Source organism: Microcystis sp. Msp_OC_L_20101000_S702, from assembly GCF_007095705.1.
Taxonomy (GTDB): Bacteria; Cyanobacteriota; Cyanobacteriia; order Cyanobacteriales; family Microcystaceae; genus Microcystis; species Microcystis ichthyoblabe_A.
The window spans coordinates 46,147-70,092 of the sequence record NZ_SFBO01000048.1; the positions used below are offsets into that span (position 1 = coordinate 46,147).

Annotated in this window: 15 protein-coding genes; 5 read left to right on the forward strand and 10 right to left on the reverse strand. The window is 41.4% G+C overall.

Annotation, left to right across the window (positions count from 1 at the left end):
• The first annotated feature begins 15 nt into the window (after positions 1 to 15).
• Positions 16 to 2,214 carry a hybrid sensor histidine kinase/response regulator gene (locus tag EWV60_RS05360; protein WP_287231445.1) on the forward strand — a complete coding sequence of 733 codons (2,199 nt, stop codon included), beginning with the start codon at positions 16 to 18 and terminating at the stop codon, positions 2,212 to 2,214.
• Positions 2,215 to 2,369: 155 nt separating this feature from the next.
• Here the strand turns inward: EWV60_RS05360 and EWV60_RS05365 are convergent, their stop codons facing one another.
• The 3 genes from EWV60_RS05365 to EWV60_RS05375 all read right to left on the reverse strand — a co-directional run bounded on the left by EWV60_RS05365 (position 2,370) and on the right by EWV60_RS05375 (position 3,948).
• Positions 2,370 to 2,486: a photosystem I reaction center subunit VIII gene (locus EWV60_RS05365; RefSeq protein WP_002737043.1), complete on the reverse strand. Its 117-nt coding sequence runs from the start codon at positions 2,484 to 2,486 to the stop codon at positions 2,370 to 2,372.
• Positions 2,487 to 2,543: 57 nt separating this feature from the next.
• Positions 2,544 to 3,026, reverse strand: coding sequence for a photosystem I reaction center protein subunit XI (locus EWV60_RS05370; RefSeq protein WP_002737469.1), 483 nt, complete (start codon positions 3,024 to 3,026; stop codon positions 2,544 to 2,546).
• A gap of 511 nt (positions 3,027 to 3,537) precedes the next feature.
• Positions 3,538 to 3,948 carry a universal stress protein gene (locus EWV60_RS05375; RefSeq protein WP_016516027.1) on the reverse strand — a complete coding sequence of 137 codons (411 nt, stop codon included), beginning with the start codon at positions 3,946 to 3,948 and terminating at the stop codon, positions 3,538 to 3,540.
• A 163-nt stretch (positions 3,949 to 4,111) separates the two neighbouring features.
• Here EWV60_RS05375 and EWV60_RS05380 point away from each other — a divergent pair, with 163 nt between their 5' ends.
• Positions 4,112 to 5,320 (forward strand): phosphoglycerate kinase, encoded by a 1,209-nt coding sequence (locus EWV60_RS05380; protein ID WP_287231448.1) that lies wholly within the window; start codon positions 4,112 to 4,114, stop codon positions 5,318 to 5,320.
• 614 nt (positions 5,321 to 5,934) lie between these two features.
• On the opposite strand, the gene EWV60_RS05385 is transcribed toward EWV60_RS05380, so the two are convergent.
• The 4 genes from EWV60_RS05385 to EWV60_RS05400 all read right to left on the reverse strand — a co-directional run bounded on the left by EWV60_RS05385 (position 5,935) and on the right by EWV60_RS05400 (position 11,271).
• Positions 5,935 to 6,519: a Uma2 family endonuclease gene (locus tag EWV60_RS05385; protein WP_287231450.1), complete on the reverse strand. Its 585-nt coding sequence runs from the start codon at positions 6,517 to 6,519 to the stop codon at positions 5,935 to 5,937.
• A 261-nt stretch (positions 6,520 to 6,780) separates the two neighbouring features.
• Positions 6,781 to 8,136, reverse strand: a complete 1,356-nt coding sequence (opcA, locus tag EWV60_RS05390; RefSeq protein WP_287231451.1) for a glucose-6-phosphate dehydrogenase assembly protein OpcA — start codon at positions 8,134 to 8,136, stop codon at positions 6,781 to 6,783.
• 98 nt (positions 8,137 to 8,234) lie between these two features.
• Positions 8,235 to 9,764 carry a glucose-6-phosphate dehydrogenase gene (gene zwf / locus EWV60_RS05395; protein WP_002736082.1) on the reverse strand — a complete coding sequence of 510 codons (1,530 nt, stop codon included), beginning with the start codon at positions 9,762 to 9,764 and terminating at the stop codon, positions 8,235 to 8,237.
• A gap of 316 nt (positions 9,765 to 10,080) precedes the next feature.
• The gene (locus EWV60_RS05400) at positions 10,081 to 11,271 is read right to left on the reverse strand and encodes a DUF3747 domain-containing protein (RefSeq protein ID WP_287231452.1); all 1,191 of its coding nucleotides are present in this window, start codon (positions 11,269 to 11,271) and stop codon (positions 10,081 to 10,083) included.
• A gap of 460 nt (positions 11,272 to 11,731) precedes the next feature.
• Here EWV60_RS05400 and EWV60_RS05405 point away from each other — a divergent pair, with 460 nt between their 5' ends.
• From EWV60_RS05405 to EWV60_RS05415, 3 genes are all read left to right on the forward strand, one after another.
• A complete protein-coding gene (locus tag EWV60_RS05405) occupies positions 11,732 to 17,869 on the forward strand; it encodes a translocation/assembly module TamB domain-containing protein (RefSeq protein ID WP_287231454.1) in 6,138 nt (2,045 codons plus the stop codon).
• Between the two features lie 82 nt (positions 17,870 to 17,951).
• Positions 17,952 to 18,443, forward strand: a complete 492-nt coding sequence (locus EWV60_RS05410) for a GNAT family N-acetyltransferase (protein ID WP_002735254.1) — start codon at positions 17,952 to 17,954, stop codon at positions 18,441 to 18,443.
• Between the two features lie 348 nt (positions 18,444 to 18,791).
• On the forward strand, positions 18,792 to 19,295 hold the full coding sequence (locus EWV60_RS05415) for a hydrogenase maturation protease (RefSeq protein WP_287231494.1): 504 nt from the start codon (positions 18,792 to 18,794) through the stop codon (positions 19,293 to 19,295).
• Here EWV60_RS05415 and EWV60_RS05420 read toward each other — a convergent pair.
• From EWV60_RS05420 to EWV60_RS05430, 3 genes are all read right to left on the reverse strand, one after another.
• Entirely contained in the window at positions 19,222 to 20,904 is a 1,683-nt protein-coding gene (locus EWV60_RS05420; RefSeq protein WP_287231457.1) for a mechanosensitive ion channel family protein, read from the reverse strand. The genes EWV60_RS05415 and EWV60_RS05420 overlap by 74 nt on opposite strands.
• 3 nt (positions 20,905 to 20,907) lie before the next feature.
• Positions 20,908 to 22,005 carry a saccharopine dehydrogenase family protein gene (locus EWV60_RS05425; protein ID WP_002736382.1) on the reverse strand — a complete coding sequence of 366 codons (1,098 nt, stop codon included), beginning with the start codon at positions 22,003 to 22,005 and terminating at the stop codon, positions 20,908 to 20,910.
• Between the two features lie 92 nt (positions 22,006 to 22,097).
• Positions 22,098 to 23,537: a sensor histidine kinase gene (locus tag EWV60_RS05430; protein WP_002736280.1), complete on the reverse strand. Its 1,440-nt coding sequence runs from the start codon at positions 23,535 to 23,537 to the stop codon at positions 22,098 to 22,100.
• Positions 23,538 to 23,946 lie beyond the last annotated feature (409 nt).

Genomic DNA, 23,946 nt, shown 5'->3' on the forward strand with positions numbered 1-23,946 from the left:
AATGATAACTGATAAATGAACGCTTCTCCCGCTTATGTTTGCTGTCAAGTGTTGTCATCTACTCACCTCGAACAAATTCGTTCTTGGTGGGGACAGTTGGCAATACAGGTAACAGGGCCCAGGATTAGTCTCAGTGAAAGAGATATTCCCCCACAGACGGGGGAAATCTATCAACTCTTGCTTTCCACTGACCTACAAGCTTTATTGTTAGCCAGTCCCCAAGCACATAACTTTGATTACGAAGTCCGCATTAGTTTTGAAGCGAACACGATTAAAAATTTTCTGCAAGGATTGGCCGTCAAGTCTCTCCACCACCCAAAAAAAATTCAGCAGGGTTATCAAATTTTAAATTTGCCTCCATCCATTAATGTCAGCAGTTTTCAAAATAAAATTTTAGTCAAAATTCTCTCGATAACTTCTTCTCCGTCTGCTCAGGGGGGTTGTCCCCGCATCTTCTCCGTTTGTCAACCGGTAGAAGCGGCCCTATCCCAACAAATCGAACAGGAAAGATTATTAAACCAAGTCATCACCCAAATGCGTCAGAGTTTGGAGTTACCGGTGATTCTGGAAACCGTGGTCAGGGAAGCGCGGGAATTTCTGCAAGTGGACCGATTGTTAATTTATCAATTTTTCCCCGGTATCGGTGAGGGAAAGGGAAAAATAACTTCCGAGTCGCGCGTTTCTGACCAGATAAATTCCGTGTTAAATTTAACCCCCGAAGACGATTGTTTTTCCTATATTCCCCAATACAAGGAAAAGTATCGTCAAGGATTAATTCTGTCCGTGGATGATGTGGATGTTAACTATTCTTCTTCCTTCTGTTTGTCCGAATTTTTGCGACAACACCAAGTGCGATCAAAATTAATCGCTCCCATTGTGGTACAAGAAGAATTGTGGGGTTTATTAATTGCCCATCAATGTGGAGAAAAACGCCAATGGTTGCCGCAGGAAAAGAAATTTTTAGGTCAGATTGGTGAACATCTCGCCATCGCTATCTATCAAGCGCAATTATATTCCCAAGTACAGGAACAAAAAGATATTTTTGAGCGCCGGGTAATCGAAAGAACCCAAGAATTACAAGATACTTTAATGGCTGCGGAAGCCGCTAACCTCTGCAAAAGTGAATTTTTAAATAATATGAGTCATGAGTTATTAACTCCCCTAACTTGTATTATCGGTTTGTCCAGTACCCTGCAAAAATGCTCGGCAGCCAGTAATTTTTTACCTCCCGATAAACAAAAACACTATCTAAAAGTTATTCAGGATAACGGCAATAAATTATTAGAATTAATCAATGACTTGCTTAATTTCTCGCAAATTTCGGCAGGCAAAGCCGTTTTAGATATTAAACAATTTTCGCTAAAATATCTCTGTAATCATGTTTTAGAAATTATCAAAACAGAGGCAGAAATTAAAGAAATTAATCTGATTTTAGAGATGAAAATCACCGAAAAAGAGCATTATTTTTATGCCGATTATGATCGAGTTCAGCAGATACTTTTGTACTTGTTAAAAAATGCCCTGAAATTTACCCCCGAACAGGGTGCTGTCACGCTGAGACTGTGGAAAGAAGGCAGTCAGGTCATTTTTCAGGTAGAGGACACGGGCATCGGCATTCCTGCTCAAAAAATACCGCTTCTGTTTGAAAAATTTACCCAGTTGGATGGCTCTCGTAAACGTCGTTATGGTGGTATGGGATTAGGACTGGCTTTAACTAAACAATTAGTGGAACTGCATCGCGGCACGATCGAGGTAGAATCTTGCTTAGATAAAGGTTCCATCTTTACCGTCCGTTTACCTCAACAAAAGCCACCCAAACCCCAACCCTCGGATCATAATCCCCATTTTAATCACCACCATCCCACTATAGTTTTGATTGAAAGTGACGAAGAAATCGCCAATCTTATTTGTGAGTTATTGATGGTGGCACATTATCAAGTTATTTGGTTAATCGATAGTGTCTCCGCTATCAAAAAAATTGAGATCGTGCAGCCAAGTATTATAATTGTCGATCAAAAAATGCCAGATATATATCATCTCTGTCATCTCTTAAAAAAATCCAGGCAAACTCAAGCCAGTAAAGTGCTAATCTTGAATGATACCCCTGAAATCAGCGTTAATTTCCTCGGTCGTCATGGCATTGATGACTATCTCCTCAAACCGATTCAACCCTCCCTATTGTTGGAAAAAATCCGCTATCTAACCGCTTTATAAGTGGGGTTTGCGGCAAAAAGTTTTTCGGTGGGTGTAGGGGTGCATCTCATTTTCATCTGGTCAATTTTTTCTTTTTTCTTCAGAAAATAGGACTTGGAAACTAACTATAAAATAGCTAATTTTCAAGTCCTTAATTGTAGGAATCCTAGGCTAAATTAGGATTCACTTTCGATATAGATAAATAACAACCCCATAACCACGGCTGGCATTAACCAACAGACGATTGGGATTAAAATCCAAGGCAGATAAGAAGCTGCGTAGGCACCAGTCATGTCAAATGCTCCTAGTAAAAAAATAAGGAAATGATAATCAGGTAGAACAAGGGTTAATTATTGATTAAAAACCCCGCGCATGATGCCATCAACGACACCAAGATTTTCTAGGAGGAAATAGGCCACAAAAGCGCCACCCATACCACCAATAAAGAAACCGGCGGCGAATTGACTCCAACCCTCGGAGGATTGCAGAGGATCACCACTAGCGGCCTTACCTTGGAAGGAGACAAGACCATAACTAGCTAAACAACCCGTAGCCAAGAGAACCATGGCCAAAGCGGGGATTAAGCCGCCGAGATTAGCATATTCCGAGTCTCTCAAGGGACCCAGGACAACCCAGGGACCACCGAGGAAATAACCGTGGGCCATACCCACTTCTAGACCGCGCAGAATCGGAGCTAGACCGGGACGATAGGCAGGTAAGTTACCAATAAAAGCTTTGGTAAAACCAGAAGCGGAAATGGGGGTAGCTAGATGACCAATGAACGGATCATCATTGTAGGGTGTCACCACCTGTTTGTATCCAGTTTCAGCCATTGTGTTTGAGTTCTCCTTTTTCCGATCAACAGGAAAATTGATCATAAAACTTTAAGATTACACTTTAGGCCTAAGAATTACTTCAAGCAACCCCATCGATCGAGTTTTCAAGGGTTGACGGCTGAAACTCTCACAATTCGTTACATTTCTCTCAGGAGACGGGGGAGTGGGGAGCCTGGTTTCAGTGTTGCCAAAGGCACGGCGTAGCCGTCCACTAAACAGTAATCAGTGAACTGAAAACTCACATCTGATACTAAATCCGTTGAGTATAGGCTACATATCAGGATAGGCAAGGGGCAAGGGGCAAAAGGAGGAATAGATAATCAGTCTTTAATAACTGGATTTAGTATGATATAGCCTTTTTCAGTCTGCTGAGCTACAAAAGTTATGGGTTTTAGGCACTCATGCACTCATGCAAGAGGCAAAAGGGAAGAAAAATAGGTGTACCTCACTAGCTTAGGAAACGCTATAACTGCTCACTGATAACTGCTCACTGATAACTGCTCACTGATTAAGGGATAATCAACACTGGACAGGGGGCAAGGTTAATAACTTTGGTGGTGACGCTTTCGGACACACCTTCGCTAGTTAATCCTAAACCGCGACAACCCATAACAATCAGGTGAGCATTAATTTCATCGGCCACATCACAGATGACAAAAGAAGGCATTCCCTCCCTTTCAATCATTTCCGCCTTGATGCCAGCTTGGGCGAAAATGGCCTGTGCCGATTGTAACAATCTATCCACCGCTTCGATCGAACTCATCTTATCGTCGGCGGCAATTTCTCCGGTGGGTGTCGTTTCCACCACCGACAACAGCACCAAACGACTGTCAAAGATTTTGACTAATTCGATCACACTACTGGTAGCGTCACGACTTTCGCGGCTGTGGTCGATGGGAAATAAAATCGTCTCAAACATAATTAGCAAGTCTCTCCAATCAAATTTTTCTGGGCAAATCGGTCTTGGAACTGCAAAACTGATCCCCAAATCTGAAATAATCTTTGTCAAAGTAATTGCCGCAAGTAGCGATACCCTGATTTAATCTTTATTGTACGGTAAGCAATCTAGGAGGTTATGGGCTGTGCCAAAAAAAACAGTAGCGAATTTAACAGAGGCTGATTTAGCGGGCAAACGGGTTTTAGTCCGGGTCGATTTTAACGTTCCCATGGACAAAGCCACCGGGGCAATCAGCGATGATACCCGTATTCGGGCGGCACTACCAACGATTGAGGATTTAATCAAAAAAGGGGCTAAGGTTATTTTATGCAGCCACATGGGTCGCCCCGACGGTCAAGTTAAAGAAAATTTGCGTCTGACCCCTGTAGCTAAACGTCTCTCGGAATTATTGGGCCAAGAAGTAATCATGTGTCCCGATTGTATTGGTGAGGGAGTGACGGCAGCGATTAGTCAAATGTCTAACGGTCAAGTGGCCCTTTTAGAAAATCTGCGTTTCCACGGTGAAGAGGAGGCAAATGACCCCGATTTTGCCAAAAAATTAGCCGCTAATGCCGATTTATACGTTAATGATGCTTTTGGTACCGCCCACCGCGCCCACGCTTCTACGGAAGGCGTTACCCACTATCTCAGCCCCTCGGTGGCGGGTTATTTGATTGAAAAAGAGTTAAACTACCTACAAGCAGCTATTGAAACTCCCCAACGTCCCCTAGCGGCGATTATCGGCGGTTCTAAGGTTTCTAGTAAAATTGGCGTGATCGAAACTCTATTAGAAAAGTGCGATAAACTGCTCATCGGTGGCGGTATGATCTTTACTTTCTACAAGGCCCGCGGTTTAAGTGTTGGTAAGTCTTTGGTGGAAGAGGACAAACTGGAATTAGCCAAATCCCTGGAAGCGAAAGCTAAAGAAAAAGGAGTGGAATTCCTCCTTCCTACCGATGTGGTGTTAGCGGATCAATTCGATAAAGATGCCGAGTCCCAAATCGTCAAGGTCGAAAATATTCCCGATGGTTGGATGGGATTGGATATCGGACCTGAATCAGTTAAAGTTTTCCAAAAAGCTTTATCTAACTGTAAATCTGTCCTCTGGAATGGCCCCATGGGGGTGTTCGAGTTCGATAAATTTGCGGCGGGTACAGATGCGATCGCTCACACTTTAGCCGATTTAACCGCTACGGGTACAACTACCATTATCGGTGGTGGTGACTCGGTAGCGGCGGTGGAAAAAGTGGGAGTGGCGGAAAAAATGAGCCATATTTCCACCGGTGGCGGTGCTAGTTTGGAATTACTCGAAGGGAAGGTTTTACCCGGTATTGCCGCTCTCGATGAAGCCTAATTATCGCTAATATCTCAGGTTTAAACAAGGTGGGTGTTGCCCCACCTTTTTTTATGAATTATGAATTATAAATTATGAATTATAAATTATAAATTATAAATTATAAATTATAAATTATAAATTATAAATTATGAATTATAGTCATTTCAATTAAGATTGAGAATATCAATGCTAGAGTTAATAAGGGTTTAACTGGTCTAGAGTGTATCAGACTTATCTGAAATGACTATAAATTATGAATTATGAATTATGAATTATAGTCATTTCAATTAAGATTGAGAATATCAATGCTAGAGTTAATAAGGGTTTAACTCGTCTAGAGTGTATCAGACTTATCTGAAATGACTATAAATTATGAATTATGAATTATGAATTATAGTCATTTCAATTAAGATTGAGAATATCAATGCTAGAGTTAATAAGGGTTTAACTGGTCTAGAGTGTATCAGACTTATCTGAAATGACTATAGGAATTAGGAATTAGGGAGTGGGAATTAGGAATTAGGAAGTGGGTTTTTATACTAAATCTGGTTATTAAAAACTGATTATTTATTCTCCGTTTTGCATGAGTGCCTCTCCTGATATGTAGCCTATACTCAACGGATTTAGTATCACTAGGATACTTCAATCGCAGTAAAATCGACTCGCTGATATAAATCTGTCAGGGATATTTGAAAATCTAGAGAAAACAAAGTTAAAATCGCTTCTTGATCGTGATAATCCCGGAATGCCCAATGATCGCCCCTTTTATGAAATTGTTCTATATAATAACCATATTGATCGATTAAAATATATTCTTCAAAACTATCAAGAGAGCGGTAAAATTTAAACTTATCACCCCGATTATAGTCTTGAGTAGATTTTGATAAAACCTCGATAATCACCTGTGGATTGGTAATCGTATCGGTGCGTCCTCTTTCAAGAATTGGTTCTCCCTTAACGATCATAATATCGGGATAGGTGTACATATTATAGGCGGGTATGGCCAAGCGTAGATCGGTGATAAATATATCATAGGCTTGATTCTGGATAGTTAAGGGAAATCTTCTGTAAAAATTTCCCGCAATGCGATTATGGTTAGGAGTTCCCCCAGTCATAATAATAATTTCTCCATCTCGATACTCGTGTCTGTCGGTGGCAGCTTCCTCTAGTTGAAAGTATTCTGCGACTGTGTAGCGTTTCTCAGTGGTTGCGACCATATTGACCCCTTGAAAGCAAAGCTCTGTCTTTATAATAACCTGTTTTCTGAAAAGGTAAGTAGCTGGTTATAATTAAATTAAAAATGGATTTTAGGTTAGATCCCCCCTGCCCCCCCCTTGATAAGGGGGGTGTCTGATAATTTTTAACGCCTACCTACTTATAATTATCGGTTTTAATCAGGTGCTGACTGCTGTATAAATATCGAGAGACCTTGTTAACAAGGTCTCTCCAAAGTGGGTGGGATTATTGTTGCTAATTTGTTAATCCGGTTGGGATAATTTGAGGATAGCGCTAGTGACTTTCATGCTTTCTTGATAAAGCACGTCCTGGCCCCAACGCTGTAACTGTTTACCTAGGAGAGTTTCTGTTTTTTGGTCTTCCAGATGGGACACTTGTTCAACCCGGCAAGATTGGGCCCCTCCCGAAGCTTCCATCCGCATACAGCCGGTAGTTCCCGAACAAATTACCGTGCAACAATCGGCCTGAAGATTAGTAGAACTGAGTTTAATACTAATCAGATCCCCTTGTATCTCACCCCAATCGGCCACGGGAATACCGGCTAATTCCGCCTCAATTAAACGCTGGTCCTGACCGAGGAAGCTAATCCGATGAATAGCGTAATCTCCCGACCGGTGACTATATCCCACCGGTCGCCATTGTAACCGGCTGGCCATCCAACCGAGGAACATAAAAGCTTGGCAAGGATTGCCCTTTTCGTAATCAATAGTAATGCGATCGACTTCCAGAATAGCATCCCGGCGCTCCGGTGGATCAAAAGCCTCGGCGGTTAGTTCTTGCCAGGGAGCGAGACGACTCCAGTTTAGGTCAGCTAATGGCACATCTGTGGCTAATAAATCCCCCACTTGCAGCAGTTCCGTTTCCGGTTCCCGAAAAGTGCTGGAATCGACGATAATCGTATCACATTGACTGGCCAGACGCTTAAATAGTCCATATTCCCCATCGGGACTGGCTTTCCACCAGAGAAATTTGGGCAAACTGGGAATAGTTAACTCGGAAATAATGCCACCAATTCGTTCCAAGGCTTCCGCTGTGCCGCTTAAAGTGACGTATTCACAGCAAACTAAAGTGTTCTGACTACGTTTGTTAACGGGACAATAGGCAGAAACGGAGGCTTTTACCCCTTCATCGGCCTCGGCAGTGGGACAGAGGGTAATAATGCGACAGGGATTGGAAGCAGCGATCGCATCTGCCACCCCAATCGCATCCAAATCGGCGGCGTATTGACGATGATTAGCCCCATCCTCGGCGTTTTTTTCCGCTTCCCAAGCTGCCCTTAACCGGACGACAAATTCATCGCTAGAAAGCCCAGTTACTTCTAGTCCTAGGTCTTTCTGGGCCACTTTGATGGCGGCGTGGGTCCGCGGACCGGCAATACCATCAATCGGGCCAGTGTAATAGCCGAGAAGGGTTAACAATTCCTGTACCGCATCGGGTTCATAGACAATAAAGCTAAAGGTGGTGGCCCGGGTGGCGGCCATCCCATCCTCATTATTATTATAGGATTGCCAGATATCGCGCAGTTCCTGCTCGATCACATCGATGGAAACATCTTTCGGTGCTTGCAGGGAGACAATGGGGGGGCTTTGGGTAGTCATGTCAGTTATCAGTTATCAGTTATCAGTTATCAGTTATCAGTTATCAGTTATCAGATGTGAGTTTTTAGTTTACTGTTTACTGATTACTGTTCACTGTTTTAGAGTCGTCGCCAACGACGGCCATCGCGGTTAAGGAGAAATTCCGCCTCTGTGGGTTCCCAGGTACCCGCTTCGTATTGGGGTACGGAGGCGGGATCGGCGGGGGCATCCCAAGCGGCGAGAGCGGGAGTAACGATGCGCCATGCTTCTTCTACCTCATCAGAACGGGTAAATAGGGTTTGATCTCCCAGCATAGCGTCTAAAAGTAGGCGATTATAGGCATCGGCGCTGGTGACACCGAAGGAGGAACCATAACTAAAGTCCATTTCTACCGTGCGTGTGCGTAATTCTGACCCCGGCATTTTTGCCTCAAAACGGAGGGCAATACCTTCGTTAGGCTGAATCCGCATACTCAGTACATTTGCATTAGTTTGTTGAGCCGCCGATTGGAAGATTAATAACGGCACATGGCGGAATTGGATGGCAATCTCGGAAACTTTTTTCGGCAGACGTTTACCGGTACGCAGATAGAAAGGGACACCCTGCCAACGCCAGTTATCTACCATTAATTTCATGGCCACGTAGGTGGGGGTGGTCGATTCGGGATTAACCCCCGGTTCTTGCCGATAGCCCAGAATGGGTTTTCCTTTCATCCAACCGGCTTTATACTGGCCGCGGATGGCGGATTTTTCCAGGTTATTAATATCGGCCAGGTGAGTCGCTTGCAGGACTTTGACTTTTTCGCCACGGACACTATCGGCGTTAATAGCGTTGGGTGCTTCCATCGCCGTCAAGCAGAATAACTGCATCAGGTGATTTTGCACCATATCGCGCAAAGCTCCCGATTTTTCGTAATATCCGGCCCGCTCCTCCACTCCCACGGTTTCGGCCACGGTAATCTGGACGTGATCGATAAATTGACGATTCCAGAGGGGTTCAAAGATGGCGTTAGCAAATCGGAACACCAGTAAGTTTTGGACGGTTTCCTTGCCTAAATAGTGGTCAATGCGATAAACTTGGTTCTCCTGACAAACCTCTTGTACGACTCGATTGAGAACTTGGGCAGAACTAAGGTCTTTGCCAAAGGGTTTTTCGATCACTAAGCGGTGTTTAATTGGATCTTTCAGCATTCCCGCCGCGCCGAGGTTTTTAAGACCGGGGGGAAAGAAATTAGGAGAAACCGCTAGATAAAAGACTCGATTGCCGCGGGTTCCCCGGATTCCGTCTAATTCTTCCAGAAAGACTTTCATTTTGGCGTAACTTTCTGGGTCGTCCATGTTGCCGGGGAAATAGTACAACCCTTGGGCGAAGTCTTGCCAATATTCCTCACTACCAATCCCGTCGGAAAATTCTTCGATGCCTTGGCGCATCTGTTGGCGAAAATAATCATGACTCCACTCTCGGCGCGCTGTACCGACGATGGTTAATTCGGCCGGTAGTCGTCTTTCCCGTTTCAGTTGATAGAGAGCAGGAACCAGTTTTCTTTGGGTTAAGTCTCCCGATGCCCCAAAAATGACTAAGATTAAGGGTTCTGGGGTTCTTTCTTGTCGCAATCCCACTCGGAGAGGATTTTCGAGCAGCTTTACCATAGGATTTTGTCTAGCCGAGGTGCATTATTTTCCAGTCTAGCGGGAATACTCGACGGCATACCTAAAGTAAAAATTAATAACCACAATCAGTAATCAGTAATCAGTAATCAGTAATCAGTCATCGGTCATCGGTCATCAGTCATCAGTAATTGGATAATATCTTTAGGCCTTTTTGAGATCAAAAAGTTCTGGGCATGGGAGTGAGCGGGGGGAAAATTCAGGGACTTTTTCCCTGAATTTTAGGTAATTGACCACCCAAAAATGGGTGAAACCCCACACCCTACCCCTAGGAAAAACTTTTTGCCGCAAACCCTACTTATTTTTTGGCGGTTTTAACACAATCAAGGGTACGGACGATGGCAGCTGCCGCGTAGTTACGACGGGCGGGATCATTTGGTACAAAAGCACTACCCTGTTCGTTCAAGGGAGAGGCCACAGCGCAAAATCCCGACATCTGGGTAATTAAACTGGCGGCCCAATGACCGGAAGTATCGGAAAAATTGGTGGGGGTTTTAGTTTGGGCTAAATCGGGGGCTTGTTGTTGCTGAGTTTTCAGGTAGGTGGCGGCCTGTTTGAGAATCGCCATCAATTCGGCCCTGGTGATGGGGTCGCCCGGACGGAATTCGCCGTTAGCTTTGCCGGCAACAATACCATTGGCCCGGGCCCATTGGATTTTTTTGGCACTCCAGCGCGTCGCTTCTACGTCGTTAAAACTGCCGCTGCCGGGAGGAATATCTTCTAGGTTAATTTTAGTGACAGTTCCCATCCCTTCAATAATCATCGAGACGAATTGTTCCCTAGTGACGGGATTTTCGGGGCGGAAGGTGTTATCTTCTTTAAAACCGGCCACTACCCCAAGCGCGATCGCTTTTTCAATCTCAGTTTTATAGATATCGCCGCTAATATCCCGGAAACTGGCCTCAGCAGTGGGGGGAGGAGTGGTTTCGTTGATAGGAGGTCTGCCGGCGGCTGCGAGAACTTCTGTTTCTTTGCCGCTAAAGTAGAAGTGGCCTAAACTTTTGCCTTGGAAAGTACGACGGCTGAATCTCCAACCCGGTTCGAGGATAATTTTCATAAATCCCGTTTGCATTCCTCGGGTTCTTCCCACCACTAATTCCGGTCTGCGAGCATCCCGGGGAGTTCCCACTAAGTATAATTCGCCATTGCGTTCCACAATACGCAGGATGTAATCTAGCCCAAAATCCCGGCCATCGAGACGGATAGAATAACCATTACTATCGGTGGCGCGGCGACAAATGCCGGTAAAGTCAAAGTTGAGGAGTAGAGGGTCGATCATGACGGGATTTGAGCCGCTTTCGCTCCAACACTTCTGTTTTCCCTGGATTTGTTCCAAGACTAGCAGGTCAAATTTATTACCTCCGTAGGGACGAGCGATCGCTACTACCTGGGTCTGCTCGATGTCCTGTTCGTCAAAGTTGGCCGCTGGTGTGGCAGTTATGCCCAAGGTCATTAGGGCGGTTAGGGCGATCGATAATCTAGCTTTCATGATCTTTATCTATAAGACGATTTTTGCAGTAAAAATAATAGACGTGCTAATCCCACTATTCTAAGACTGAATACTTCCGGTTGTTGTTCCAGACTGCGCCGGATTGTTGTCTGTCTGCACAACTTTTCTCTCAATCTTCAATTTCCAAACCTATTGATCCTAGCAATATTCTGCTTGAACTGGTGGGTTGATCAATATTAATTCGGTTAGCTGTTGAAACTGGCGAGATGTTGGCGAATTGTTGAAAATTTTAGCCAGCCATTCGAGTCTTAGGCTAAGATGGGGAGAGAGGCTTTTAATTGGCCGCAGCCCTTGACTTCCTCACAGGATTTAAGCCCAATAATTGCCTAAAAAATGGCAATTAATCGATTGAGGGCTATCAGTGCCGCGGTGAATTATCATAGTTCATTAGCTCTGGTGAGCCATTGCCCTTTCTTTGGTGTGTGTGAGGTAAACAATTATGAGTAACTCCCCTGGTGATCCTTCTCCTCGTCCTAATCTTTTTCTGAGTATCGGTCGATTTGTCCGCCGGCCTTCTACTTTAATTGTCGGGGGAATTACTCTCCTAGGAATTACCTCCCTTGGCTATTTTACGACTCGTTATTTAGTTTATGAACGTCTCACCCCAATTTTAGACAATATCTTCAGTGAAATGCTGCACAGACCTGTCAGGGTAGGTAAGATAGAGGGCTTTTATTTTAATCGCATTCGTATCGGTAAATCGGAAATTCCAGCTACGGCCAATTCTGCTGATAGTGTATCTGTTGATGCGATCGAATTGGGATTAAATCCGCTGCCCTTACTTTTAGGTCTGCCGCTGCCAGTTGATGTCAAATTAATTAATCCCAGTATTTATCTCGATCAGCATAAAAATGGTCAATGGCTCGATAATTTAGAAAAAATAGCTAGTAACTTAGATCGGGAGGCACTCATCAGGTTAAACCTGGGTTTTCAGGTGGAGAAGGGAGACATTACTATCCAACCCTATGCCCTGAAAAAACCGATAGAAATTAAGGCCAATGGTCAGGGAAGATTCATCGATAATCAAAGGCAACCTCTCACCTACGATTTTAGCGCAGAAATCCTCAAAAGTCAAGTAAAAATTCAAGGAGAAACGGCGTTAAAAACGGGCGAAAGTCAAACTAATCTTCAGATTGATAGTTTGAACTTAAATGAACTATTAACTTTAATTCCTCGGAGCAATTTCCAATTAAATCAAGGACAAGTAAATGCTAATATTGCTCTCAATATTCCCAGTTGGGCAAAGCTAAATCAAACCGAAGGAAATGGCAATTTTCAGGTGACAGATTTGGCGGGAAAATTCCAACCGTTCCAGTATCCAATTAAGCTAACAACTAAGTTAAATTTACAGGGAGATAAAGTATTAGTCGAACAGGCGACCGCAAGTATTGGCAAGATTAAAACTGAGGTGAAGGGAGAAGTAAATTGGCAAACTGGTTATCATCTCAAGGTCGCGCTAGAATCGGTGGATTTACAACAGCTTTTAAGAATTATTTATCTGCAATCACCTCTAGATTTACGGGGAGAGGCACGCTCTACTTTTCAAGTGACGGGAAAATTAGATCAACCTCTAATTAAAGGAACCGTTAGCAGCAGCAAACCGATTATTTTTGAGCAAATTCCCATTCAATCAATAACCAGTAATTTTCAAACAAATCTCAATAGTCTTAGTTTAGATAAAATTCAAATTAAACCCGTTGCAGGTGGAGAAATTAAAGGGGAAGGAAAATTGCAATTAAATATTCTGCAATCCCTGCAAAAAAATCAACCTCTTGACGGGACAAAAATGCCGATTAATTTGAATTTACAAGCCAATTTTCCCACAAGAAAAATTTTATCTCAATTGGCCACAATTCCTGATCAAATTAATATAAGCGATCTGCAAGCTAATATTAAAGCTAGAGGGAGTTTAGGACTGCCCCAATTATTAATTAATTGGCAAATACCCAGGGTTAATCAGTCAGGATTAATCAATGTTGCTGGGGAGGGCAAAGTATTTTTAGGAGGCAACAAAATCAATTTAACCGATACGGTCATTAAAACAAATACTGGCAAACTACAGGTTAATGCTAATAGTGATTTTACTAGCAAATTAGTCCAAGCAAAAATCACGGGTAATAACTTTTTATTGACTCCTTTTGTGCCTATCTTTTGTCAATATTTAGATATTATTTGCCCCTACCTAAAAACCTTAGAACCCTTAAGTTTAGAGACAGCTAATATTCAAGTCAGTGGCAAAATTGATCAACTCAATGTTAATACTTTAAACGGAATTGCTAACTTAAGAATTAGCGGTAAACAAGGCACAATTTTAGTCAATAGTCAAGTATCGCAAGGAAATTTTCAGGCTAAAGCTGTCTTAGCGGGATTGCCGATTAATTCCCTATTGCCTAACTTACCAACTCAGGTTAGATTAACGCAATCACAAATTAATTTACAGGGTTATTTAGGGGAATTGCTGAATAATAAAAATAATATTTTCAGCAGTTGGCAAGGTCAAGGGAATATGGAGTTATTAGTAGATAATAATCCTTTAATTGCCACAGCCAAACTGAATCGAGGTTTCCTGACAGGAACAGTTAACACCGGGGGAATTAGTCTCAATCCTCTAGTGGAAAATTTAACAGTTCCCGTTAGTTTAGGCAGGACAAAAATCAGCTTTGCTGGTGGAATAAATTCTCTGATTAGTGGTACTTTAACGGATTTAAAAACTTGGCGCGGAGAAGGAGATATACAGTTATTTGTCAATAATCGATTTTTAAGAACGACAGCCCAACTGGAACAAGGTATTTTAAGCGGTATAATTAATACGACTGGGATTAACTTAAATCCGTTTTTACCCAAGATAAATATTCCTGTTAGTCTAGGAAAAACCCAAGTCAATTTCACTGGTGCAATCAATAATTTACTAGCGGGAAAAATACCAAATCTGTCCACCATCAATGCTAGAGTAAATACTTGCTTGTTAGTGGATAATAATCCGATTAATACTGATATTCAGTTAAACAAAGGTATTTTTAATATTCTCGGTAGTTTAGAGCGTTTTCAGACTAATATTCCCCTAGCGTTGAATATTTACCAAACGAAGTTTCAAGCAACAGGAAATGCCCAAACTATTTTCGACTCTCTGCTAGAAAAACGACTGAACTTAAGCAGTATTAAAGCAGTTTTTAACTCTCGTATTAATGTAGCTAAAGGAGAGATTAAAGCTAAGGCACAACTGAATAATAATTTTTGGCAAAGTGATATTATTGCCGCTAATCTTGATCCCGCTGTCCTACTAAGGCAATTGGGGGGAGTAAAATCAATCTCGATTCCTAACCTAGATTTTAGTGCCAATTTAGCGGGAAATATTAAAGAAATTTGGCAGGGAGTAACACCAATTCAGATTAATAATCTTTCGGCACAGTGGGGAGAAAATAGCTTTAATGTGCGAGGAAATATTCTTTTAGCTAATCTTACCAGTCAACCCGATATCGCTGAGGTTAACTTAAATCTACAGGCAAAAACCGACCTTGCTGCTGTACCGCTAACTCAGATTATATCGCTTTTACCGATTGATTCTAACCTAAAACCCAAAGAATCGACACTAACAGGGATCGGAGAATTTCAAGGACAAATCACAGGAAAAAATCTCTTAAGTGCTTGGCAAAAAGTGGGAAATATACGAATCAAAGGAGATATAAATTTAGCTAACTTTAGCATTAATGAGCGACTCTTTGAACCCCTACTAAAAGGAACAATTCAAGCAGGAATCGGTCAAAATATTAGTTTAAATCTGTGGGGAAATCAGGACATTATTGACCTAACTTTCGATCCTTGTCAACAAAATAATTGTCTGCTGCCCTATCTTCCCTTAGGGATAAATATCCGCCAAGCTTTTGGAAATAAGACTCCTTTTCTAGCAACAGCTAAACGAAGCGGAGAAAATTTAAATGTTCAGATTGCCAATTTTCCCCTAGAAATCCTGAAAATATCTCCCACGGCAGCCTACAATATTCCGGGGATTATTACTGGCCAATTGAGTGCTAATTTAGACATCAATTTATTTAACCTACAGGGTGAGGGACAACTAGAGATTAATCGACCTAGTTTAGGTAACTTAATCGGGGAAAAATTAACGGCAAATTTGGTTTATCGGGATTCTATAGTTCAACTGCAAGAAGGTAGTTTACAAGCGGGTGCAAGTCAATATAATCTGCAAGGTTTATTTAATTGGCGAACCCAGGAAATAGAAGCTAACCTCAGGGTAGATCAAGGTTATATTCAAGATTTATTATCAGTTGCTAGTATCTATGATTTAACCAGTTTAATCAACTTTTTCTCCTCTGAGAACAACCCAGCTATTCAACTTAGTCCCCTAGGAGTAGGTAATCCCGAAGCTTCCCTAGCAGAACAGGTAAATTTGCGGGCAAAAATTGAAGAAATAATCCAGCAATTAGCAGGGGAAAGGGGGGTAGTTGGGATACCGTCTGAACTAGATTTTCGTGGTGGTTATCAAGCAAATATAGCCTTAACTGGGACTTTAAAAAATCCCGATCTTAGCGTACAATTTCAGGGCAATCGATGGGAATGGCGACCCCAAAGACCGACAGTAAATATTGTTAAACCTCTCGGAATTGTCACCACCGATACCCAATTAATTCCCATTGATGAAGTAACAATTAATCTTAACTTAAATCGTCAGTTGCTCAGGATAGAACCGATTAGATTAAAATCACGAGATTCTTCCGTATTTTTAGCGGGTGATTTTTCATTAAAAAAAGTAGAGGCGACTTTTGCCGTGGAAAATCTTTCTCTCGATCTCTTGAGAAATTTTGTGCAGTTTCCCTTGGATGTATCTGGTAGTCTAAAAACTCAAGGTCAAATTACAGGAACTTTATTAAATCCTCGTATTCAGGGTAACTTTGGCTTTATTGATGGTGCAATTAATGCCCAAAATATTAATCAAGATATAATTGGTTTATTTACCTATAATCAGTATCGTTTTGATTTGCGGACAACCTCCTCCGAATCAATCCAACTCTATGCCAGCATTCCCTATCCTCCCTTACCGAGTAATGATCAATTAAAAATCCAAGCAAAATTAGGAACCGATGCACTCAAATTAATTGAAGCTATCAGTCAAAACGCCATCGAATGGGTTAAAGGTGAGGGAGAGGTAGTTCTTTCAGCGACGGGAAGATTAGATATAAAAGAAGGCTTAAAAATCAAAGATTTAGAAGCAAATGGTATAGTTACTCTCAATAATGCCGCTATCCGCAGTGTTGCTTTTCCAGAGATTTTAACCGTAAATGGCCGCATTGGGTTAACCCCTGAAAGCTTAACAGTAGAGGAATTACAAGGCTCGATCGCTGACAGACAAATTTCTGTGGTGGGAGTTTTACCTTTCTTTCAAGCCATCAAAAATAATCCTAATCCCTTAACAGTTAATATTCAAGAGGGAGATATAGCAATTAATGGTCTTTATCGGGGATTAATTGCTGGGAATGCCATGGTAACGGGAACAATTCAACAACCAATTATCGGGGGTAATGTACGTCTTTCTCGGGGTAAAGTTTTTCTTCCTCGCACCCCAGAAATTAATCAAGAAACGGATAAACCGGTGAGTCGCTGGCTGCAGCCTCTCAACATTCCTCAGGCGACAAATATTACTCCGGTTTTAAATAATTTCCAAGTGTCTTTAGCGGGATTATCCATCGAACAAGAACCTTTGTATCAATTTGATTTTAGTGGTGCTTTAACCTTGAACGGTTCGCTCACTTCACTGGAGAAATTACAAACCAATGGAGTGATTAATCTCGATCGGGGACGGGTTAGCTACATCGATACTCGTTTTCTTCTTAACCGACGCAATCAAAATGTTATTGTTTTTGATTCTAGTCGCGGGTTGGGACTTTTTAATCCCTTTGTTGATATTCAACTGCGAACAATTCTCAGCGAATTTTCTCAATCTCGCGATTTTGCTATCTCCCGTCCGGGGGGGGATTTTCCTAGTAATGAAATTCCCGATGATAGTCTGAATCGCATTCAAAGGATCGATGTCACCCTCAGCGTTGAAGGGGAATTAAACCGCTTGCTACCAAATTTAGGCCGTAATATTAATGAAGTGTGCCAAATTCGTCCCAATAGTCCCCCTTTTCCCCTAGAGGAAAACTATACAAATGCAGAATTACAAAAAGCTGCTAATTGTTTACAAGCAGTGGCTTTTGCTAGAGGTGAAGATGAGGGATTGCTTAATACTCCCCTAGTTAAATTAACTAGCACTCCCCCCCGCAGCCAAGGGGAAATCGTTCGACTGTTGGGGGAACAATTGCTGTCGGTTTTTAATGGTTTACAGGGGAAAAATACAGAACAATTAATTCAGTTTGGAGTGGTTCAGTTGGCGATTCCCCTCTTAGCTCAAGGAGTCGTGTATGATGTGGAGAATGCGGTTAGTAATGCGATTGGAGCAACCGATTTTAATATTCTTCCCAATTTGGAAACCGTCTATCGAGTTAATTCCCAGTCTTTTATCCGCTTCTCCTACGATTACAATTTGAATGAGTTTACCGTCCGCTATCAAACTCAATTTTAAGGTAAGATTGAGAGATATAGGAGAGTTCAGAAGTTAGGAGACAAGGCAAAATTAGGTTATACTTCATCTTACTTGATATTCTATGATTATTCGCGAGGCTAAAGAAACAGATTTACCAACAATTATCGAGATTTATAATGCCGCTGTTCCCACTCGCAAGGCAACCGCAGATTTAAAGCCTATTTCCCTCGAAAGTCGGCGAGAATGGTTTAAAAAGCACGATCCTGAACAGTATCCCATTTGGGTAATAGCGATCGAAGGTCGGGTGGTGGGTTGGCTAAGTTTACAGATGTTTTATGGTCGTGTCGCTTACCAAAAAACGGCAGAGGTTAGTTTATATATTTCCCCCGATTATCAAGGTCGTGGAATCGGTAAATTATTAGTAGAATATGCCCTGAATTGCTGTCCGAAATTGGGTATATCTAATCTTATCTGTATTATTTTTGCCCACAATCAGGCCAGTATTCGTCTCTTTGAAAAATTCGGCTTTCAACGATGGGGTTATTTACCCCAAATTGCCGCTCTAGACGATTTTCTGGCTGATGTGGTCATTTTAGGGAAAAAAGTCGCTTAAATAGGCAATTTCTCCATAGCTAGACTAAATTCTAGACTTAATTGAATATCAGTATTTTCTGGTTCGCCTAGAGATGATTTCTAGGTGAGAGAAAAGAGATAGTATTTATGGCTCTTTCTTAGCATAATTTTTTCCTCATCAAGAAACTACTATCAAGGCTTAAGTTTTCTTACCAGACTCAGTTAATTTATCGATTAGGTCAAGCTGTGTATCGAGATCATCCCAGATATCCTATACTTATTTTACAGCGTTTCTGGTCAAGACGAAGTATAACCTAATTTGGTATCGACCATCGACTCCCCAAAAAGGAAAACTTTGTACATCATCATTAAGATAACTGCTATGACCATGAATAATTTTAAAATACTGCTCATCGGCTATGGTAATACTTTAAGAAATGATGACGGAGTGGGAGTGAGAATAGCCGAAATTATTGCCGAGGAGAATTGGCCTAATCTAGAGGTCATCGCTACCCATCAATTGACTCCTGAGTTAGCGGCCGATATAGCTGATGCTTCTCTAGTTATTTTTGTTGATGCGGTATTATCTAATCAAACTGATATCCAGATAGAAAAATTGGCGGCAGTTACCGAATGGAATAATTTCGGTCATGCAGAAAGTCCTACTTTTTTATTAGCATTAACTCAAGCAATTTATCAACAAACTCCTAGGGCCTGGGGAATATTTATTCCTGCTATTAATTGTGAATTTGGTGAAGAATTATCAACAATAACTCAAAAGGGCTTGACAAATGCGATTAAAGCTATTAGGAAAATTATTACTTCTGAGGATTTGACTGAATACCAAAAGCAGGACTTTGATAATCTTCCGGCAGATAATTTTCAGGAATAGTGCTGTGATTGCCATCCCGGAGAGCCTTGTAGTGAGGAGACATAATTTCGATACCGACTTCGTTACATTTATCCTGAATATTTTGGTGTAATTCAGAATAAATATACACCATTTTGTTAGGATGATCGGTGTAGGCATTTAGCTGATAGCTGACATAAAAATCATCGAGACTGGTTTGCAAGACAAAAGGAGCAGGTTCTGAGACAATAAATTGGGTGGCTAAGGCTGCTTCTTTCAGGGTTGCGTGAACCTTACGCCAAGGTAAATCATAACCGAGAGTGACTGTGGTTTGCAAAATTAAAGGCTGTTTGAATTCCCTTTGAGAGACACTAAAGTTAATCACATTAGTGTTTAACAGCGATGAATTAGGAATCGTGATAATTCTATTAGCTGGTGTGCGAATACGGGTGACTAATAATCCTTTTTCAATCACATCTCCAATAACATCACCAATAGAAATTTTATCTCCTAGTTGAAAAGAGCGGGTATAGATGAGGATAATTCCCCCCACCACGTTAGCAATAGCAGAGGTGGAACCCAAGGAAAATAGTACCCCTAAAAATACCGACACCCCCTGAAAAGCAGGAGAATTAAATCCGGGTAGATAGGGAAAAGCGATGACTATAGCTAAGGCAATTATCAGCAGTGACAGTAAATTATAGGTTGGTTTTGCCCAATCGGGATAGAAACCATTAATTACTAAATTTTCTCTTTCCAATCCAGTGAAAAATGGTTTAATTGCTCTCAACAGATAGTGAGTTATAAAAATAATTAGCAGGATGATAAAAATACTGGGTAAATATTTTGCTATCTCTTGGGAAACAACTTCTAAAGCACTAAAAAAGTATTGCAGAAAACCATCACCAAATTTTCTAGTCCAGGGAAAAAGACGAAGGACAAAAGTTAAATAAAAATAGAGAATAGTTAAAATAATTAGAGTGCGGATAAATTGCAAAACTCTTAGGGAAAAAATTCCTATTGTCTGGGAACTAATAATCTCAAAATTTTGGAATACGACCCCAGGAACTAGGGAGGTGATTAACCTCTGAATCTGGGGAAAAACCCGCGAAGATATAAAAATTATTACCCAGAAAATTAAGACCGTGGCCAAGGTAGCACTTACCGTCAAAACTGCATCTTTTAAGAGGTTATCCGGTTGACGTTCTTGACGATAACGGACAATGGCCGCTTTAATCTTTGCTAAAGCTCGTTCGGCCAATACTTCTTGACTGACCGCCTGTAATTTGGCATCTTTAGAAGTAATAGTAGCAATAACCGTATCTCCCAAAATAATCGAAGGGTTTTTGTCTTCAGGATCAATTTTTATAGTTAAATCTTCAGGAGAAAGAGCATCGTCATCGGCAATTTTTTCAATTCTGTCTGTAATCGATTTCGCTCTTTCTTGCGCTGAAAAAGAACCTATTCCCTGCCGAATCGTAAAAAGTTCTTGATTATCAAGCATGACGGGAAAAACTTCTCCCAAAGTTTCCAGGGGTGTTTCCTGTCCCTGTTTAGCAGAATTATTCTGGGCTGCTATCATGAAGATAGGGGATAAAGTCAGTAACAAAACTAAACAAAACAGTCCTAGGTAACGCCAGATTTTTTGCATCTTCTAAGCCACAATTGTACAGGAGCGATCGAGTTTAATACCTCTTTTTTTCATCGTAGCATGGAATAGTTCTGTGGATAACACCTGTTCCACGGGATAAATCCCAGCTTTTTGGAGTTTTGCCGCTAAGATTAATTCTGCCACGCTGCCAGTTCCCCAACCCGCTGCTTGAGCAGTATTCTCGTGAACCATAGTTGCTTGATAAACTGCTTTTTGCTGCCCTTGCCATCCGACGACTTTTGCCAACATTGCCACCCCAATTCCCGAAAATTTATCGGTTACTTCTGTCATGCGATAACTAACTTGGGAAAAAAACTCAATTCCCCGATAACTTTCTACCCAAGCATCGGGAAAAATATGGGCAGTAATCCAAGTTAAATGATTATAAAAATCGGGAATAGAACCAAATTTTGTGATCACATTTTGCACTGGAAAAGATTCGGCAAAAGTATAGGTTTCTGGCATATCAAACCAATAAACACCAGTTTTACCCAAAGGAGCGGGAAAGTCAATTACTTCCCTGGCAGTATAGGGTTTAATCTCTTGCCATTTTCCCTCAATCCAAGCTAAAAAAGGCTTTTTTAAACCGAGAAAAGTTGTCCGCATCACAGTTAATCCCGCACCTCCTGAACCGGCTACGGCATAATTTAAACGGATCGTTTCTACCCTATCTAAGTGTTCCACTCCCTCCCGCACTATACTATTAGAAATACCAGGAAAAATTCCCGTATTAACCACGGCAGTTATTCCCGCTTTTATCGCTAATTCTCGATAGGGAATTAACTTTTGATAAAAAGAACGATGATCACTAACATCAATATAATTGACTTTTTCTTCGATGCAAATTTTTACTACCCTGCCATCGCGATAATGAAAGGGACCGGCACAATGAATAACTAAATCACTCTTTTTAATTGCCTGTCTAAGCTTGTCTATTTCTTCTAAATCCAAAGCCAAAAACTGCATTCTTGGCAGTAATTTAATCGCTTTTTCCTTGCGTCCTGTGATAATAACTTTAGCTGAAGTATGATTAATAATATCTAGGGCGACACTTTGACCAATGCGACCGGTGCCACCTAAAATTAAAACAGTTTTTTCCATGGCAACTATCAATAATATTTGTTGCCCTAGTATAGCATCCTCTTGGCAATTTTGCCTATTTTACAAGATGAAAATTTTAGAATAATCCCAACTTATTTAATGCGTCCGAGGGGCAAGAAAATAGTTAAAATCTCACCTTCTTCGGGTTTTTCACGCACAATCAATTTACCTCCCAAAGCTTGAAAAAGGTTTTTAGTCACCTTCATATTCAGACTTAAACTACCGGTTTCTGGTTGAAACATTAGGACTTTTCCCAAAGCTTTGAGGGTAAGATTAGGTGATTTTATTTGAGTTTGAAACTGCATTTTTAATTGATTTCCTGCCGTTGATATATGTACTTGCAACAGTCCACCACTAGCCATACTGCGAGTACATTTTTCCACGACTCCATTTAACATTTGATCCAATAAATTCGGGTCGCTAATTACCGAAGGCAATTTTTTCGGTACATTAACTTCTAAATTGACATTGCGCCGTTTAGCCTGTTTTTGCCACCGAGGAATACTATCTTGAAAGACTTTTTCTAGAGCAATTGGAATTAATTGAATTGGTTTATCTCCCAGAGGATTAATACCCAATTCTGCGGCTCGGAAAATTAATTCCATGCGCTGAATTTGTTCACTACATTCTAAATCGATTGTTTCTAAATATTTTTCTACATCTTCCGTTACTTTGGCCCGTTTTAACAATAATCTGGTAATGGTGCGAATGGTGGTTAAAGGGGTGCGAATTTCGTGGGTTAAAGCGCGCAATAATTCCAAATCACAACCCGATTCTAAATTAGAATTATCTTCCTTTGGCGGAGTGATTTCGGCATTGATAGGCGATTTCGTTTTTTTCAGGTCTAAATTAGGCTGGTTGGGTAAATTTTGCAGTAATTGGCGACTAAATTGGCTAACTAGACGATAATCCGGCGAGGGACTGCCATTAGCCTCGATAATTGCCTCTAAAGTCTCGATTTGCGGATAACGCAGATTAACTAATCGTTGCCGCAACTGCTGCCAAGCTTGCTGAGTGAGGACGGGATCAAAGGAAAATTGAAAAGAGGACAAACCCCACTGATCCTCGCCTAAAACCAGCAAAAGAGCGAAACTTTCGCTAAAAACCAGACAAAATCTTTCATTAGCAATCGGATCCGTTGGCAAGAGAGGCAATTCATGAATCTCTGTCGGGGAAATATCGGCGGCGGATTTTTCCTGAGAAGGCAATTGCAAACCCAGCCATTGTAAATGTTTTAAAGCTTTAACGGTAAAAACACCGAATTTAAAACCCGTTAAAGCCTTGCTTTCTCTGACTAAAGCCGTCGGACCGGAGAGAATTAAACCCCGACTGGCGGCATTATTTGGGTTTTGTAATAAGATATTTTCTAAAGATGCGATCGCTGCGAACCATTCACTTTCCGCTTTCAGTTGCGAGCGCTTGAGCCATTCCGATAAATTAGGATAAAAAGCATTGGGGGTGAAAGTTTCCCGGTCCTGATGGTCAGTCGGCGGGAAAATATCGCTTAATTTCGGTAAAGACCCCTTTAACATCGTCTTCATCACTGACTAGATACAAATTCCTTACCTAGAATAGTACCCCCGTCAATGCTCATCCCATAACGGTAAAACCGAACTCTATTGGCAGTGATATCCGCGTTTTGATAACAGTTATCTTAATGGTGAGGTACAAAGTTTTGCTTTTGGGGAGTCGGTCGTCGATAGCAAATTAGGTGGCTCTTCTGGTTTCTGTGCGGAAACGAGGTCTATACTGATAGTTTCTTCGACAAAATAGTCCTAAAAGTGTTACCCGATAAGCATTTCACGATTCCATAAGCAAAAATTATCACACAAAGTCGAGAAGAGCCATTAGGTTACACTTCGTCTTGATCGGAAAGGCTGTCAATCGGCTTCGCACTTTGTAATATAGGTTAGTGTAGTTGATCACCTATGCCAGTTGTGG

Excerpts from the sequence above, each read along its gene's own strand:
- EWV60_RS05360 (WP_287231445.1), top strand. The coding sequence starts at position 16 with ATGAACGCTTCTCCCGCTTATGTTTGCTGTCAAGTGTTGTCATCTACT.
- EWV60_RS05365 (WP_002737043.1), bottom strand. The coding sequence starts at position 2,486 with ATGACTGGTGCCTACGCAGCTTCTTATCTGCCTTGGATTTTAATCCCA.
- EWV60_RS05370 (WP_002737469.1), bottom strand. The coding sequence starts at position 3,026 with ATGGCTGAAACTGGATACAAACAGGTGGTGACACCCTACAATGATGAT.
- EWV60_RS05375 (WP_016516027.1), bottom strand. The coding sequence starts at position 3,948 with ATGTTTGAGACGATTTTATTTCCCATCGACCACAGCCGCGAAAGTCGT.
- EWV60_RS05385 (WP_287231450.1), bottom strand. The coding sequence starts at position 6,519 with ATGGTCGCAACCACTGAGAAACGCTACACAGTCGCAGAATACTTTCAA.
- opcA (WP_287231451.1), bottom strand. The coding sequence starts at position 8,136 with ATGACTACCCAAAGCCCCCCCATTGTCTCCCTGCAAGCACCGAAAGAT.
- zwf (WP_002736082.1), bottom strand. The coding sequence starts at position 9,764 with ATGGTAAAGCTGCTCGAAAATCCTCTCCGAGTGGGATTGCGACAAGAA.
- EWV60_RS05400 (WP_287231452.1), bottom strand. The coding sequence starts at position 11,271 with ATGAAAGCTAGATTATCGATCGCCCTAACCGCCCTAATGACCTTGGGC.
- EWV60_RS05405 (WP_287231454.1), top strand. The coding sequence starts at position 11,732 with ATGAGTAACTCCCCTGGTGATCCTTCTCCTCGTCCTAATCTTTTTCTG.
- EWV60_RS05410 (WP_002735254.1), top strand. The coding sequence starts at position 17,952 with ATGATTATTCGCGAGGCTAAAGAAACAGATTTACCAACAATTATCGAG.
- EWV60_RS05415 (WP_287231494.1), top strand. The coding sequence starts at position 18,792 with ATGAATAATTTTAAAATACTGCTCATCGGCTATGGTAATACTTTAAGA.
- EWV60_RS05420 (WP_287231457.1), bottom strand. The coding sequence starts at position 20,904 with ATGCAAAAAATCTGGCGTTACCTAGGACTGTTTTGTTTAGTTTTGTTA.
- EWV60_RS05425 (WP_002736382.1), bottom strand. The coding sequence starts at position 22,005 with ATGGAAAAAACTGTTTTAATTTTAGGTGGCACCGGTCGCATTGGTCAA.
- EWV60_RS05430 (WP_002736280.1), bottom strand. The coding sequence starts at position 23,537 with ATGTTAAAGGGGTCTTTACCGAAATTAAGCGATATTTTCCCGCCGACT.